General features: G+C 36.9%; 16 protein-coding genes and 2 pseudogenes. 9 read left to right on the top strand and 9 right to left on the bottom strand.

Features of this window, described 5'->3' with window-relative positions:
- Together A2003_RS04845 and A2003_RS04840 are read left to right on the top strand one after the other, a co-directional pair.
- The coding region (locus tag A2003_RS04845) for an AMP-binding enzyme (protein ID WP_502685947.1) at positions 1-313 on the top strand (313 nt) is incomplete at its 5' end.
- Positions 271-1467 (top strand): annotated as a pseudogene (locus tag A2003_RS04840) (MFS transporter); the annotation flags it as partial. The gene A2003_RS04845 and the pseudogene A2003_RS04840, both read left to right, overlap by 43 nt.
- Before the next feature lie 292 nt (positions 1468-1759).
- Here the strand turns inward: A2003_RS04840 and A2003_RS04835 are convergent.
- From A2003_RS04835 to A2003_RS04815, 5 genes are all read right to left on the bottom strand, one after another.
- On the bottom strand, positions 1760-2932 hold the full coding sequence (locus tag A2003_RS04835) for a thiolase family protein (protein ID WP_125318749.1): 1173 nt from the start codon (positions 2930-2932) through the stop codon (positions 1760-1762).
- A 76-nt stretch (positions 2933-3008) separates the two neighbouring features.
- A complete protein-coding gene (locus A2003_RS04830; protein ID WP_004954392.1) occupies positions 3009-3656 on the bottom strand; it encodes a CoA transferase subunit B in 648 nt (215 codons plus the stop codon).
- A 1-nt stretch (position 3657) separates the two neighbouring features.
- On the bottom strand, positions 3658-4362 hold the full coding sequence (locus A2003_RS04825) for a CoA transferase subunit A (RefSeq protein WP_004961850.1): 705 nt from the start codon (positions 4360-4362) through the stop codon (positions 3658-3660).
- A 230-nt stretch (positions 4363-4592) separates the two neighbouring features.
- Positions 4593-5474 carry a LysR family transcriptional regulator gene (locus A2003_RS04820; protein ID WP_039047954.1) on the bottom strand — a complete coding sequence of 294 codons (882 nt, stop codon included), beginning with the start codon at positions 5472-5474 and terminating at the stop codon, positions 4593-4595.
- A 175-nt stretch (positions 5475-5649) separates the two neighbouring features.
- Positions 5650-6081 carry an SRPBCC family protein gene (locus A2003_RS04815; protein ID WP_004911109.1) on the bottom strand — a complete coding sequence of 144 codons (432 nt, stop codon included), beginning with the start codon at positions 6079-6081 and terminating at the stop codon, positions 5650-5652.
- 218 nt (positions 6082-6299) lie between these two features.
- On the opposite strand from A2003_RS04815, the gene A2003_RS04810 reads away from it, so the two are divergent.
- The 5 genes from A2003_RS04810 to A2003_RS04790 all read left to right on the top strand — a co-directional run bounded on the left by A2003_RS04810 (position 6300) and on the right by A2003_RS04790 (position 12462).
- Positions 6300-8504, top strand: a complete 2205-nt coding sequence (locus tag A2003_RS04810) for a TonB-dependent siderophore receptor (protein WP_039047953.1) — start codon at positions 6300-6302, stop codon at positions 8502-8504.
- Between the two features lie 390 nt (positions 8505-8894).
- Complete coding sequence (locus A2003_RS04805) at positions 8895-9890, top strand: DUF1852 domain-containing protein (RefSeq protein WP_039047952.1); 996 nt, start codon at positions 8895-8897, stop codon at positions 9888-9890.
- A gap of 23 nt (positions 9891-9913) precedes the next feature.
- Positions 9914-10942 (top strand): methionine synthase, encoded by a 1029-nt coding sequence (locus A2003_RS04800; protein WP_039047951.1) that lies wholly within the window; start codon positions 9914-9916, stop codon positions 10940-10942.
- A 186-nt stretch (positions 10943-11128) separates the two neighbouring features.
- Positions 11129-11623 (top strand): flavin reductase, encoded by a 495-nt coding sequence (locus tag A2003_RS04795; RefSeq protein WP_004954405.1) that lies wholly within the window; start codon positions 11129-11131, stop codon positions 11621-11623.
- Positions 11624-11664: 41 nt separating this feature from the next.
- Positions 11665-12462, top strand: coding sequence for a sulfite exporter TauE/SafE family protein (locus A2003_RS04790; RefSeq protein WP_039047950.1), 798 nt, complete (start codon positions 11665-11667; stop codon positions 12460-12462).
- Between the two features lie 58 nt (positions 12463-12520).
- On the opposite strand, the gene A2003_RS04785 is transcribed toward A2003_RS04790, so the two are convergent.
- Positions 12521-13219, bottom strand: a complete 699-nt coding sequence (locus tag A2003_RS04785) for a DUF1826 domain-containing protein (protein WP_004961833.1) — start codon at positions 13217-13219, stop codon at positions 12521-12523.
- Between the two features lie 277 nt (positions 13220-13496).
- Here A2003_RS04785 and A2003_RS04780 point away from each other — a divergent pair, with 277 nt between their 5' ends.
- Entirely contained in the window at positions 13497-14828 is a 1332-nt protein-coding gene (locus A2003_RS04780; RefSeq protein WP_039047949.1) for a type II toxin-antitoxin system HipA family toxin, read from the top strand.
- The gene (locus tag A2003_RS04775; protein WP_004954417.1) at positions 14825-15133 is read left to right on the top strand and encodes a helix-turn-helix domain-containing protein; all 309 of its coding nucleotides are present in this window, start codon (positions 14825-14827) and stop codon (positions 15131-15133) included. Before A2003_RS04780 ends, A2003_RS04775 begins: the two co-directional genes overlap by 4 nt.
- Before the next feature lie 69 nt (positions 15134-15202).
- On the opposite strand, the gene A2003_RS04770 is transcribed toward A2003_RS04775, so the two are convergent.
- The 3 genes and pseudogenes from A2003_RS04770 to A2003_RS04760 all read right to left on the bottom strand — a co-directional run.
- Positions 15203-15394 (bottom strand): VF530 family DNA-binding protein, encoded by a 192-nt coding sequence (locus tag A2003_RS04770; RefSeq protein WP_286686883.1) that lies wholly within the window; start codon positions 15392-15394, stop codon positions 15203-15205.
- Between the two features lie 170 nt (positions 15395-15564).
- The gene (locus tag A2003_RS04765; protein ID WP_235620000.1) at positions 15565-15816 is read right to left on the bottom strand and encodes a helix-turn-helix domain-containing protein; all 252 of its coding nucleotides are present in this window, start codon (positions 15814-15816) and stop codon (positions 15565-15567) included.
- A 288-nt stretch (positions 15817-16104) separates the two neighbouring features.
- A pseudogene (locus A2003_RS04760) lies at positions 16105-16368 on the bottom strand (AraC family transcriptional regulator ligand-binding domain-containing protein); the annotation flags it as partial.
- Between the last annotated feature and the right edge of the window lie 92 nt (positions 16369-16460).

Here is a 16460-nt window from a genome sequence, read left to right as displayed (position 1 = left end):
CGTCATTCGAGGTGGAGAAAATCTCTTTCCTAAAGAAATCGAAGACTTCTTATATACCCATCCTGCGATCTGTGATGTGCAAGTGATCGGTCTACCTGATACGCGTTACGGTGAAGAACTATGTGCTTGTATTATTTTGCATGAACATCATCAGACCAATGAAGACAACATCCGTAGTTTCTGTAAGGAACACATTTCACATAATAAAGTGCCTCGTTACGTAAAATTCTTTAATGAATTTCCTATGACTGCATCAGGCAAAGCGCAGATGTACAAGCAGGCATGCTCGCCAGTACGGCTTTGTGCGGAATGATGTTTGGAGCCATGGTATTCGGTGCTTTGGCAGATAAAATCGGACGTAAAAATGTAATTTTAATCTGTGTGACCTTCTTTAGCGGTTTTACTTTTTTAGGTGCGTTTGCATCAAATCCTTTTGAATTTGGTATTTTACGGTTTTTAGCAGGTTTAGGGATAGGTGGGGTTATGCCAAATCTCGTCGCACTCACATCAGAGTACGCACCTAAACGTATTCGCAGTACCTTAGTTGGCACGATGTTTAGTGGTTATGCGATCGGTGGAATTCTATCTGCGCTTATCGGAAGTTATTTAGTTGAGAGTCAAGGTTGGCAGATCATGTTCTTGATTGCTGGTATTCCTTTAATTTTATTACCTGTTATCTGGAAATTCCTACCTGAATCTTTAACCTTTTTGGTTAAAACTGGCAAAACTGATCAAGCACATAGCATCATTCAAAAAATCTCACCTGAACAAAGCATCGGTATTAATACGCGTTTAGTGTTGAATGAAGATAATGTTCCAACAGGTAGTTCTGTAAAAGGCTTATTTCAACAAGGACGTGCATTCAATACGCTTATGTTTTGGGTATTGTTCTTTATGTGCTTATTAATGGTTTACGCACTAAGCAGTTGGTTACCAAAACTTATGCTTGCAGCAGGTTATTCACTCGGCAAGAGTATCTTATTCTTATTTGCTTTGAATGTTGGTGCAATGATTGGTTCAATTGGTGGTGGCATTCTCTCAGACAAATTCCATTTGAAACCTGTGATCATGGGAATGCTGATGGCAGGTGTAGTGGCACTGATCGGCTTAGGATTTAACTCTCCAGCTTATGTTTTATATGGTTTAGTAACTGTTGCTGGCGCAGCGACGATTGGTACTTCAATCCTTCTTTATAGCTATGTTGCGCAATACTATCCATTAAGTGTTCGCTCGACTGGAATTGGTTGTGCTTCTGGTGTAGGTCGAATTGGTGCGATTGTCGGTCCGATTTTAACAGGCTTGTTATTAACCTTAAACTTACCGCATACCATGAATTTTGTGATGATTTCTATCCCTGCAATGTTAGCAATTTGCGCGATATTGAGTTTGAAACGTCATAAATTTGATGATGAGCAACAACAAGTAGAAGAAGTAAAAACTAGCTTGACCGAATCAAGTAATGCTTAACTTAATATGATTTGATTCTTCTATAAAACATGAAAAGCACATCAGATAGGCTGATGTGCTTTTTTTATTTCAGACAGAACTTAAAATCAAAAAGGTAAGAATAGAAGTGAGTTGGCTCAATTCCTGACAACCCTTAATTCTTTAAAACACTTGGATTTACATGAGACTGGTATCTATTTTTTCATTCAATCTAGAAAGAAAAATGAATATAAATCAGATCAAACCTTTTCCACACATCATTTTTATGCAAAAAAAGCATCTCGATTGAGATGCTTTATTGATACTTGATAATTTAGATTTCAATCGCAACAGCTGTTGCTTCACCACCACCAATACATAATGCAGCGACGCCTTTCTTCTTGCCTAGACGTTTTAATGCATAGATCAATGAAAGAATAATACGTGAACCTGTCGCACCAATCGGATGACCTAAAGCACATGCGCCACCGTGAATATTGACTTTAGCTTCATCAATACCTAACTCATGAATCGGAGCCATAGCCACCATCGCGAAAGCTTCATTGATTTCCCATGCATCGACATCCTCAACTGACCAGCCAGCACGATCAAGTACTTTTTGAATCGCACTAATTGGAGCAATCGTAAACTCACTTGGATGTTGCGAATGACTCGAAGTAGCTACAATCTTAGCCAAGACATTTAAATCATTTGCTTGTGCATAATCTTCTGTAGAAAGTACCAAAGCCGCAGCACCATCCGAAATCGAACTCGAATTGGCTGCCGTAATCGTACCGTCTTTGCTAAAAGCAGGGCGTAGTGTCGGAATTTTATCAAGATTTGCTTTCAGAGGTTGCTCATCTTGGTCAATCACCTCAACACCCTTACGTGTTTTAACTTCTACAGCGACGATTTCATCTTTGAAATATCCTTCTGTAATCGCTGTTTGAGCTTTTTTGAGTGAAGAAATCGCAAAGTTATCCATTTGCTCACGGGTGAAGCCTTTAGTATTTGCCATATCCTGAGCAAATGAACCCATTAAACGACCAGTTTCAGCATCTTCCAAACCATCCAGAAACATATGATCTTTGATTTCACCATGTCCCATACGATAGCCACCACGTGCTTTAGGTAGGATATATGGTGCATTGGTCATTGATTCCATACCGCCCGCAACCACAATATTTGCACTACCAGCTTTCAAAGCATCTGATGCCATCAATACTGCTTTCATCGCAGAACCACATAGTTTATTGATGGTCACTGCGCCAACATGATCTGGAACTCCAGCTTTACGCATTGCTTGACGAGCAGGACCTTGACCAATGCCTGCACTCAATACACAACCAAAAATCACTTCATTGACTTGCTCTGGTGCAATACCAGCACGCTGGATAGACTCACGGATTACAGCAGCACCTAATTCTGGAGCAGTTAAACTAGCAAGGCTACCTTGAAAACCGCCCATCGCGGTACGACTACCTGACACAATAACAATCGAACTCATTTTTATATCTCTTTAAATGTATGTTGTCGTAAAACTGCTCCAGTTCAACAGACAAGAGCAGAATATCTCATCTCATTTATGCCACTAAAGATTTATCAAAAATTAATGGCACACCTGTTACTGCTCGAATTTGTTCAAGCGTCACATCTTTTGCGAGTTCAATCAGTTCAACACCTTCAGATGTAATATCCATGACACCTAAATCCGTTATTACACGATGAACAACGGCTTGACCTGTCAGTGGTAAGCTACAGTTTTTCACAATTTTAGGCGTACCATCTTTCGCACAGTGTTCCATGAGAACCACAACTTTTTGAACACCTGCAACCAAGTCCATTGCACCGCCCATACCTTTGACTTTCTTACCTGGAATCATCCAATTGGCTAAGTCACCTTGTTCAGAAACTTCCATAGCGCCTAAAATCGCAATATTGACATGACCGCCACGGATCATTGCGAAAGATTCTGAACTTGAGAAAAATGCCGCACCTGCACGTGCAGTAATCGTTTGCTTTCCAGCATTGATCAAATCTGCATCTAAGGTTTCTTCAGTAGGAAATGCGCCGATACCAAGCAGCCCATTTTCAGACTGCAACCATACATTCATGTTTTTTGGAATATAGTTGGCAACAAGGGTAGGTAAGCCAATACCTAAGTTCACATAGAAGCCATCTTCGAGTTCTTGTGCAGCACGCTGTGCCATTTCATTACGTGACCAAGCCATTTTAAACTGCCTCCATGCTTAAAGTTTTTTGTTCGATACGTTTTTCTGGTGATGCATTTAAAATAATGCGATTCACATAAATCCCTGGTAAATGGATTTCATCTGGATCTAATTCACCAATCTCAACGATTTGTTCCACTTCAGCAATGGTAATTTTCCCAGCCATTGCACATTCAGGATTAAAATTCTGAGCCGTCTTACGGAATATTAAATTTCCAGCTTTATCTGTCTTGTAAGCTTTAATAAGAGAAACATCAGCAGTAAGAGATTCTTCTAAAATGTATTTTTTACCATGAAAATTACGTTCTTCTTTGCCTTCAGCAATCAGAGTTCCTACACCAGTTTTCGTATAAAAAGCTGGAATACCAGCACCGCCAGCGCGTAATTTTTCAGCTAATGTTCCTTGTGGAGTTAATTCAACTTCAAGCTCGCCATTTAGATATTGACGTTCAAATTCTTTATTTTCACCCACATAAGATGAGATCATTTTTTTGATCTGTTTGGTATGCAATAAAATACCTAGGCCAAAATCATCAACACCTGCATTATTTGAAATACAAGTAAGACCTGTTACACCACTTTCTTTAACCGCGACAATGAGCTGCTCAGGAATTCCACATAACCCAAAACCGCCCACGGCAAGGGTTTGGTTATTAGCAACCACATCTTTGATTGCTGCCTCAGCACTGGCATATACCTTATTCATTCTATTATTGTCCTATCGTCCCTTAGTGATTTAGTTTTAGCATTAGGACTAGGTAGATAGAAGTTGATTTTTCTCAAGGATTAATGAGTTTAATTAATAAATTGATTCATTTGGATGGATTTTAATCTTAAAAAATAATAGATTAAAATTCATAAACAATTGAAAATATTAATAATAAATATATTTATTTAAAAGTAAAAAATATATAACCAATTACAATAATGAGTTATTTAAAATTTATACCTTTTCAATGACTGAATAAATTGTGCCGAAATATGTGATATTTCAAAATTCTTTTTATAGACGATACCAACCGTTTTGTGGATGGTTCCATCTTCCAGTTCGAGTAATACATTCTCTGTTAAGTCTATATGCTTGGCAAAATGACGTGGAATCGCGCTTACCCCAATACCATGTGCAACAAAACTAGATAATGAAGAAATCTGATGACACTCAATTTTCAAATCCAAAGTCATATTGTTGCGCAAACAGTTTTGCTCAACCAAGTGACGAACAATCGATGGCTTTTGTAGGGTAATAAAAGGATTAGCAAACAATTGTTGCCACGAAATACGTGCTTTGTCTGCTAAGAGATGATTTTTAGGAAGTAAGGCGAGAAAGTCTTCATCAAACAAAGGCACAAACTCTAAGCCTTCGGTCAGTTCTGGTTCAAAACAAACACCTAGCTCAAAGATGCCATCTTGAACTTTTTCTATAATGGTTTCATTTGGAATATCATGGATCGAAAAATTAAGGTTTGGATGCTCAGATAAAAAAGAATGAATCACATCAGGCAAGATCGCATGGGTAAAAAAGGGCATCGAGGCGATACTGAGTGTGCCGCGATTTAATTTAAAGCGTTGTTTAACGTCATTTTCCATTTCATCCCAATTTGCCAATAGTTTTTTTGCGTAGGGAATGAGAGATTTACCTTCTTGAGTCAGTTCAACACGACGTGTATTTCGATTAAACAACTTACCGCCGAGTTCATCTTCTAAACTTTTTATACTTAGACTTAAAGCAGATTGACTTAAGTGCAGTTCCAGCGAAGCATTGGCATAATTTAAAGTACGCGCAAGTGCTAAAAATGCCTTTAGCTGCTTAAGAGTCATCGCTTTTCCTAAGTAAATTATTGAATAGATCTAATTTATCGTAAAAATAAGCTGAATGTTATTTTAGAAATTAATTTTGAAAGAAAAGTTGATCTATACAGCAAATAAAAACTCCCACAATCAGAAATTATGGGAGTTAAGATTCAAATTAGAGAATACGAAATTTCTCTAAAACTTATACTTTTAGTTTTTTAAGTCCACGGCTCACACCATTTTGTAATGCCAATTTGATAATTGGCCCAATAAAAGGCACACGACCCTTAAAGCTAATCGTATAGTCCAAACGACTACGATTATTTCCCAAATCAGTAAACTTCATTACGCCGCGATGCGCTTTAATTGGTGCAATACCACTAGTAATCGCGTATTCAATCAATTCATTTTCTCTATAGACTAAATTTGTTTCAACAAATGAAGGTGTGAGTGGTATAGATAACTTACGCGCTGAACCAACCCCATTACGTGCATCTTGACCATCACTCAAACGAGTCACTTTTGCTGGAGCGAAGAGCTTATTCAAATTTTCATGTTCGCTGAGGATCGCAAATACCTTTTCGACAGGGGCATTGAATTCTTGAGTGATGTTGATTTGTTGCATTTTTAGCATAGCAATTCCTTTCTTTTTTAATTTGACATGATGAATTGTCATTTTCAAATACTAACACGGTTTGGCTGAACTGGTCATTTTGTTTGTCGGATTATCGGAGTAGCTAAAAATTCAGATATATGTAAGCAAAGGCGCTTGTTCAAGCATCAAAAATTGTGAATACTCAGCCTCGAAAATTCAGGTTATACCATTATCTTTTTTGGGGTTAGGCAACTACTGTGAAAACTTATCCATTTTCATTTTCTCGTTTACAAAAAGCGCTTCTAACCGTTGGTTCATTTTCGTGTATGGGACTAAGTTCAGTCGTCGCAAATGCAGAAGATGAAAACACTGTTTCGCAACTTCCAACTATCACTTTAGCAGCACAATCCATTCAAAGTGTGTACTACCAACCTCAAATCAATTTATCAGGTTTTAATCAACAAACCGTTGCTAAAATTCCTGCTTCAGTGAGCACGATTACTGCCGAACGCATTGCTGATCAGCATGCAAAAACACTGGCTGACGTTGTGAAAAATGATGCTTCTGTAGGGGATGGTTATGCGCCTATTGGCTATTACTCAAACTTTATTATGCGTGGTTTCGCGCTCAATCTAGGTTCAAGTTATCTACTCAATGGCAACTTACTTAGAGGCGAGCAAAATGTTGCGTTAGAAAATAAAGAGCAAGTCGAGATCTTAAAGGGTATCAGCGCAATCCAAAGTGGTATGTCTACGCCAGGTGGAATAGTTAACTACGTGACTAAACGTCCAAAGGATATTCGTTCAGTTACCTTAGAAACAGATAGTCAGGGTGGTTATCGTATCGCAACAGATATAGGCGATATCGTGGGTGAAAATCAACAATTTGGCTATCGAATCAATTTAGCTCACGAAGAGATTCATCCGTATGTAGAGCATACAAATGGGAAGCGACTTTTTGGTTCAGTTGCTTTGGACTGGAAGATTTCTGATGATTCAAAACTTGAGTTTGATATTGAATCACAACGCCAACGTCAGCGCTCGGTACCAGGCTATCAATTATTAGATGGAAAAATTGTACCGACTAATGTGGAATGGGATCGTTTACTGGGTTATCAAAGTTGGAGTAAACCCGTTACTAATGAAAGTCTGAATACGAGTTTAAAATATACGCATCGTCTCAATGATGATTGGACAGCAAGCTTATCCGCTTCGCAAAGCCGTGTAGTCGTTGATGACTATTCAGCATTCCCGTGGGGTTGTTATAGTGAGATTTGTGAATTTACAGGTTTAGGCAATACCTTTGATCAAAAAGGTAACTACGATATTTATGATTTCCGTAGTCCAGATGATAGTTATTTAACAAATCAATTTAAAACAGGATTAAACGGCAAGTTCGCAACAGGGACATGGCAGCATAGCTTAAATGTCGAGTTATCTCATACCTATAAACGACGTGCTCAATATGATGCAATCAATCAACTCGTTGGTACGGGCAACATCTATAACAATACTGTGGACTATAAGCCTACAGATGTAGCTCTAGGCAATCGCTATAAGTCCCTTGATAGTCAGCAAACCGCATTAAATCTACTAGACCAAATCCGTTTCAATGACGCATGGTCAGTTCATATAGGTGGAAAAATCCTTTCTTTAGATGAGAAAGCTTATGATGCGGCAGCGAATATGATTCGTGATACAGATTTAAACCGATTCTTGCCACAATTTGCAGTGATGTACCAACCTTGGGAAAATACGCAAGTTTACACATCATTTAGCAAAGGTCTAAGTGATGGCGGACAAGCGCCGTGGTATGCCTTCGGTAATGAAGAAAAAGGGATTGTCGGTAATGCATTTGAAACACTTGCTCCAATCAAATCCACCCAATATGAACTGGGATTGAAGCATCAATTACCATCTATGTTATTTACAGCAGCAATATTTGATCTAGAACAAGATCATCAATATACGAATGCTGATAACTATTACTTAACTGATGGTAAACAACATAACTTAGGTTTAGAACTTGGTTTGCAAGGACGTTTGACACAGAATTTAGATATGGTCTCGACTTTGGCGCTGACTCGTTCACGCTTAAAAGAGATTGATGTCGCTGAATATCAAGGCCATCAAACTCAGAATGTTCCTAAAGTACGTTTTGCAACTTATTTATCGTATCAATTGCCACAAGTAGAAGGCTTAAGACTACTGGCTGGTACACAATACAGTTCAAGTAAATATGCCAATAAAATAGGCAGTGTAAAAGTTCCAAGCTACACAGTTTTTAATGCTGGTGCAGCTTATAACTTTAAAGCTAATGGCTATGAAAACACGTTAAGATTCAATGTTGACAATCTATTTAATAAAAAATATTGGAGAGATGCGGGAAGCTTCTTTGGGGATGATTATTTGTTCCTAGGCGCTCCACGCACCGCACAATTTTCTTGGTCGGTGAATTTCTAAATCCAATTCACTGATATGAATAAAGACGATCTGACTTAAAAATTGGATCGTCTTTTTTATATGGGATTCTGTTATTCGATTAATAAAATTCAAGTTTTATATCGTTGTAAACGAAAAAATAGAAAAGAAAGATTGTATGTCATCATCTAAAGAATAACTCCAAATTACAAACACACCCTTATAGCAATAATTCAATCAATATCCTGATAGTTTTTCAGCTCATGATGAAGTTCATTCAGGTTAGAGCACTGAAACCCATAAAAACACACAACCATGAATTTTATTCATCTTTTGGTTAGATTAAATCATTTTTACTCATGTGAACATTCATGTATAAATTATTTCATACAGAAATTCAGGTTTTATCTTAGAGATTAGGGTAGTAGTACAATGAGTAAAAAATTTACATGTTCTATTAAAAGTATTCGTTTTGATGAAAATTATCATCCTTCAGAAAGCACACGTCTTACAACTAACTTTGCAAATTTAGCAAGAGGTGAGAGCCGTCAAGAAAATCTACGTAAAACCTTACAAATGATCAATAATCGTTTCAATGACTTAGCACATTGGGATAATCCAAAAGCGGATCGTTATTCAGTTGAAATCGATATTATTTCAGCAAATATGGATATCGAAGGTAATGGTCATGCATTTCCAGTTATTGAAATGCTAAAAACAACAATTGTTGATCATCAGACAAATAAGCGTATTGATGGCATGGTAGGTAATAGTTTTTCATCTTATGTGCGTGATTATGATTTTAGTGTCTTATTACTAGAACACAGTAAAAATCAAGCAAAATTTAGTGCGCCAGATAACTTTGGTGTATTACACGGCAAGCTTTTTAAACACTTAATCAACTCAGCGGCATATAAAGCGAATTTTGATAAAGCACCTGTGATATGCCTGAGTGTGTCGAGCACAAAAACATATTATCAAACTGCAAATGTTCATCCTGTATTAGGCGTTGAATATCAACAAGATGAATATTCTCTAACTGATGAATACTTCAAGAAAATGGGGTTAAAAGTACGTTATTTCATGCCTGCTAACAGTGTAGCGCCATTAGCTTTTTATTTTTCAGGTGATTTGCTAAGTGATTACAGCAACCTAGAACTCATTAGTGCAATCAGCACAATGGAAACATTCCAAAAGATTTACCGACCTGAAATTTACAATGCTAACTCTGTAGCTAGCAAATGCTATCAACCAAGTTTGAAATACCAAGATTACTCTTTAACGCAAATCGTATACGACCGTGAAGAGCGTAGTCAGTTAGCTGTAAAACAAGGCAAATTCACTGAAGAGCAATTTATCAAACCTTATCGAGAGATTCTCGAACAGTGGGCTGAGAACTACACCGAACAAAATTATGCTGCTGTGTAAACCGATATAGAAGATTACTGATTATGAAAAGATTATTACCGACATCAACTGCTGGCAGCTTACCAAAACCCTCTTGGTTAGCTGAACCTGAAAAGCTTTGGTCGCCATGGAAACTCCAAGATGAACAACTTTATGAAGCTAAGCAAGATGCTTTAAGACTGTCACTGCACGAGCAATTACACTCGTGCATCGATATCGTAAGTGATGGTGAGCAAACTCGCCAACATTTCGTCACAACATTTATTGAACACTTAGATGGCGTTGATTTCCAGAAGCGTGAAACGGTTCGAATTCGAAATCGTTACGATGCAAGTGTTCCATCCGTTGTGGGTGCTGTCAGTCGTCAAAAACCTGTATTCGTTGAAGATGCTAAATTTTTACGTCAACAAACCAATCAACCGATCAAATGGGCATTACCAGGTCCTATGACCATGATTGATACCTTATATGACGGACATTATAAAAGCCGCGAAAAACTAGCATGGGAATTCGCAAAAATCTTAAATCAGGAAGCGAGAGAACTCGAAGCAGCTGGTGTTGATATTATCCAATTTGATGAACCTGCATTTAATGTATTTTTTGATGAGGTCAATGATTGGGGTGTGGCAACTTTAGAAAGAGCGCTAGAAGGTCTGAAATGTGAAACAGCCGTACATATTTGCTATGGCTACGGTATTAAAGCCAATACAGATTGGAAAAAGACATTAGGTTCAGAATGGCGTCAATATGAGGAAGCCTTTCCTAAGCTTCAAAAATCTAAAATTGATATCGTTTCGCTAGAATGCCAAAACTCTCGTGTACCAATGGATCTAATTGAACTAATTCGCGGTAAAAAAGTGATGGTAGGCGCGATCGATGTTGCTACTAATAATATCGAAACACCTGAAGAAGTTGCCGATACCTTAAGAAAAGCTTTGCAATTTGTTGATGCTGACAAACTTTATCCATCAACCAATTGTGGTATGGCGCCGTTGTCTCGCCATGTAGCGAGAGGCAAACTTAATGCTTTAAGCGCAGGTGCAGAAATCGTTCGAAAAGAACTATCTAACTAATATTTTGAGCTAAATAGGATTTATGGTTTGCAATCAAAATAATGATCAAGCCATGAGTCTCTTTTAGCGTCAATCTTGACCAAAGATCGCATCTATTTAAAAACACATGCAGATGGTGTGCCTAAGAAATGGAATAGCATGATATTGCTAAATCTAAAAGGTACGGTTCAATTGAGGAACAATTTAATGATTGAAGCAATAGACTTTAGAAATGCAATGTCTTTATTAACAAGTGCAGTGAGTGTTGTAACAACGATTGGCTCTACAGGTCGATATGGATTTACAGCATCAGCTGTGTGCAGCGTGACAGATTCACCACCAACACTTTTGGTATGTATGAATATCGCGTCTAGCTCACATACACACTTTGTTGAAAATAAAATTCTCACTGTGAATGTCTTGGCAGCACATCATCAGCATATGTCTAAAGTGTTTTCATCAAAGATGAGTCCTGAAGAACGTTTTAAATATGGCAGTTGGACAGAATTAGAAACTGGCGCACCTGTGTTAAAAGATGCTTTGGTTAGTTTTGATTGTCAAATTGAGCAGATTCAGGAAGTTGGAACACATACCATTTTTATTTGTCGTATCGTTGCTATCCAACAAAGTCAGCATGATCAGGGGTTAGTCTACTTTAACCGTGCTTATCATCAAGTTGGGCAGATTGCAGAAATTGCCTGAGCCAACTGTCTATTCATCCCTTTATTTTAAGAAAATATCTCGTGGAATTAATCATTTTTTTAGCCATCGGGGCTTTAGCTGGTTTCGCTGCTGGACTCTTTGGTGTCGGTGGTGGGCTCATTATCGTTCCACTTTTATACATCGTATTCACTCAAATGGGATACCAACCAGATGTCATCATGCATATGGCTTTGGGAACCTCATTGGCAACAATCATTGTGACTTCTATTAGTTCATTGATCGCCCACAATAAAAACAGCGCCGTGATTTGGCCTGTATTTAAAAATCTAACACCAGGACTAATCCTTGGTTCATTTTTAGGAGCTGGTATTGCGGGATTACTTTCTGGGGCAAATTTACAATTGATCATCGGGATATTTGTGATCTGGGTTGCTTACAAAATGTTCTTTGGGGCGAAAAATGTAATCGATCAGGATAAGGTATTACCATCAACAACTCGACAAATATTTGCAGGTACAGGCATCGGAGTTGCTTCAGCAATTTTTGGTATTGGGGGAGGGAGTTTAACCGTTCCTTATCTAAATCATTATGGTGTAGTCATGCAAAAAGCCGTCGGAACCTCAGCAGCATGTGGCTTACCAATTGCCATCGCAGGTGCTTTAGGATTTATTTTTTTTGGTATGAAACAGCATATCAATGTGCCTAACACTATTGGTTTTGTACATATCTATGCATTTTTAGGTATTAGCATTATGAGTTTTATGACGGCTAAGCTTGGAGCTAAAACAGCACATATTTTATCGCCAATCGTACTTAAAAAATGCTTTGCTTTAATGTTATTGATCGTTGGATGCTTCTTTCTTTACAAAGGCATGTGATAAAAATCTTCTCCGTATAGCTCACTTTTCTGTGAGCTTTTGAAATCTTTTTTAGTCTTTAACAAATCAACAGCAATCTATATTCTCCATCTATCTCTATCGGTGCTCTATGCACACAGGGTAAAACTTGTTGTGTTGGATGGTCGACTGCCAAACGCCATAGATGACCTAAACCTAAATTAACAGGTTTACTCTCAGGTTTTGCTCGGTAGTGCAAATCAAAGAAATATTCTTCTAAAAAATTCTCAAATTCGGCTTCTGGTCCATCATGTAGATTTTTTAGTTTTTCTCTAATTTCAGGAACTAGAATCTTTTGCTCAACTTGATCGTTTGGCAGAATCTCACTTGCCGCACCGTGATAGGTACATAAAAAAGTATCTGTTGGAATAGGCGAGCGATCAACATGAAATGAATAAACATCTGTCGAAATAAAATCTAACTCATCATCACGTTCGTAGTTTTGAATTAAGTTAAGCGTAGGTGATGCGCCAAGCTCTGTTAATTGCTGAATATCCGCAATTATGATTTCTCTTGCTAAACGACCATATTCAGAAAGTTGTAAAGCCAATAAATCATCAACTGAAATCTCAGTGATATTTTCCTTTAGCTGAAGTTTTTTGACGATTTCTTGAAAATCTCCATTCAGGTTTCTATACCAACAAATCGCATTTCTATCTCCTTGAAAATTAGAACTGACAAGTTCGGAGAAACTAGAAACCACGCTAATTTGCTTGTGGTTAGAAAATGCATTCTTCATAAAAAGAAGTTTATCAAAAAGAAAATATGTTTAATGATACACAGTTCGATCACGTTAAGAACGATAGATGGAATAGTATTTTTCAAACATTTAATTTTTCATACCTTATAACAATGAAATAAAGGGTTTTAAATAGACACTGAGTAAGTTATTTTCCACAGATCGTTATGAGCAAATTTATGCTCAAAAACTTACATAAAAAATAATTATGCGCAAATATATTCACAAATATAAAAAAAGAGAGTATTTTTGAGAAAATAATTGCACATTTACATCAATGAAAAAATTAACAATACAGGCGTTACTTGATCAAAGTTGGTTTGATATTGCTGAACTAACATTATTAGAACCTAAACTAGGCTCAGCAAGTGCCAGTGAATTAGCTTACGATTTAGAATACGCAATCCACAATTTGGACAAGCAAGATGAGCATGCCTGTAGTTTGTCGCTACCTGTACAAATACTAATAAAACATGAATCTAGTTCATGGTTTGGTTTTTTAGATGATATTGTTCCATCAGGTGCTGCACGCCGTTATTGGGTGAATTTTCTAGGTCTACAAAGACTAACGCATGCTGAGCAAGATAGTATTTTATTAGAAAAAGGTGGCATCGCACCCGTAGGCAATTTGAGAATAAAAGAAGCTCTTCCACCAATCAATCCTGAATCAACTCTGCATTTACGTTATTTTAGTCAAAGTGATGTTGCTGACCGAAATGTAGATTTTCTTGAATATGCACAGCAAATGGGTGCAATTAGTGGTGGTGCAACAGGAGCGGGTGGTGAAGCTCCTAAATTATTGATTCGTGCTACAAAAGATCAAAATATTTGGATTGATACTTATCAACAAAACTTTGATCAACCTGATCAACATTATCTAGTTAAATTCCCAAGAAATAATCGTAGTGAGATCGACTGTAATATTCTCAGAGCAGAATACTATTACTATCAAGAGCTAAAAGAGTTGGGTTTCAATACCATTGAAACTACAGAAATGAAGCTGATCGAAGGTGAAAAATATCCATCATTATGGCTACCAAGATTTGATGTTGAATGGCACAACCAAAAATGGCATCGTTATGGACTTGAATCTGTCTATTCCGTATTAAATAAAGCTTCGGGTAGCCATCTCAATCACTTTGAAGTGATTGAAAATCTATGCAATTTACTGATATCTATTGATTCAGAGTTTGATTCAGCACAATTCGTTTGTGAGTGGTTACAGCGAGATTTACTCAATATTATTTTTGGTAATTCTGATAATCATGGGCGAAATACTTCATTTCTAAAACAATCTGGAAAAATTTCGCTTGCTCCAATTTATGATTTTGCTCCAATGAAAGCTGATCCAGAAGTTGTTACAAGATCAACAACTTGGGGAAGTCCTTATGAGGAAGGAGGAGAATATCGATGGGAGCAAATTACCCAAAAGCTTGCACATTTATGCGATCCGAATTTGTCTCTATCTACATTGAAATGTTTAGCAAGTCATCTTGTTGGGCTAAAACAAAGATTAATAGATAAAGGTGTACCAAAACAAATTATGGAGATGCCAGCGCTTTCATTTGAATATGTTGAAGCTAAATTAGATAGATGGGAACTATTATGAATACAAAAAATCAGACTCAAGATCGTCAACAAGTTCTTATTGATCTATATATGCAGTACTTATTGAATGAAATCACATTAGGGCAATTATTGGCGTATTTGCGAAAAAATATCCTTGGTATGTCTCAGGAACAATATGCAAATTTAGTCGGTGTAAGTCGTAGGACGTTAACTGATATTGAACAAGATAAAGGAAAACTTACTCAATCTGTTTTAGACAAGGTATTTAAACCACTTGGATTGAAAGCAGGACTTGTACCGACTCATGAGCACATTGTGAGAAAGATCATTAAACCATCAGAATGAGATCAATGGCTATGAACATATAGCTTCCTGATAAAAGATATTAAGAATCGGCTAATTAAAATGCTGGGACTAGGATTTTGATAGCTGAGATTTTTGTTTGGCTTTTTGGCGTAAGACATACAAATATAAGCTTTCTACTTTTTCACGTGCCCATGGTGTGGTACGCAAGAATCGCAATGATGATTTAACACTTGGATCTATGCAAAAACATCTAATTTCAATTTTACGACTTAAGCCTTCAAAGCCACCGTAGTAATCCATTGGAATTTGAACGTAATTAAAATAGAAATCACTTAAGTTATTGAATTGTGGTTTAAGTAGGAAGGATATGAAGTTATGATTGGGTGTATCTTATTTAACATAATATACATTATGCGAAATTCATTCAATTCAATGCATTTGAAAAATCTACACTACATATCTATTCATGCTTACTTCCTAAATGCTTTTGGCGTAACACCAGTCCAATTTTTAAAAGCTCTTGAGAAATGAGAAACGTCTGCATAACCTAAAGACTCAGATATTTCTTGTATAGATAGTTCGTTTTGAATCAGCATAGCTTCTGCATATTGTTTTCTAACTTCAGCAATCAAAGCTTTGAATGTTGTGTCTTCAATTTCCAAATAACGCTGCAACGTTCTTGAAGATATATTTAACTGCTTGGCAACCTCAGATAAGTTCAATTGACCAATATTCTTTTGGATCAGACTCGTTTCTATCAGCTCAATGATTTGCGATCGTATAATTGACTTTGTTTGTCTGCTTTTTATGTGTTTATCTGTATCACGAATACACTGTTTCTTTGCAAGTTTAAAAACAATCTCGTCTGCAGTCTCTAAATGTATATTTAATAGCCCTCTGTCAAAGGAAACAGCATCCGTTACTTGCTCAAATTTATAAGCAAAATTATTATTAATAAATAATTGTTTTTGTTTAAGAAAAATAAAAATATCTGATTCAGTTTTTATCAACTTTCTTATGATATTCGCAAAACTTACCACAAGAAATGCTATAAATTTATTTGTACTCTCAGATTCAACTAGTATATGAGTAAGATATAAAAATGCTTTTTCACCTTCAATTTCCAATCTCAGCTTGAATACACTACAGTATAGACCAATAAATTCTTCTAATACCCTCAATGCCTGCTCAAGGTTTTTTGAGGACATTGCAGCAATACCAACATTTCCATAATGAGATACTTTCATTTGGTTTGCCGTAAGGATTGGAAATGGACTGCTCCCAGTATCCTAGACATGAGACCGCCTCATTTTGAAGCTGTCTCAAATGCTTCTGGGCTCATCCCATCGAGATGCGAATGACGCCT

Source organism: Acinetobacter sp. GWC1_38_13, assembly GCF_001767535.1.
GTDB classification, from domain to species: Bacteria; Pseudomonadota; Gammaproteobacteria; order Pseudomonadales; family Moraxellaceae; genus Acinetobacter; species Acinetobacter junii.
The sequence above is the reverse complement of the archived record's forward strand: the minus strand, read 5'-3'. Positions and strand labels throughout refer to the sequence as shown.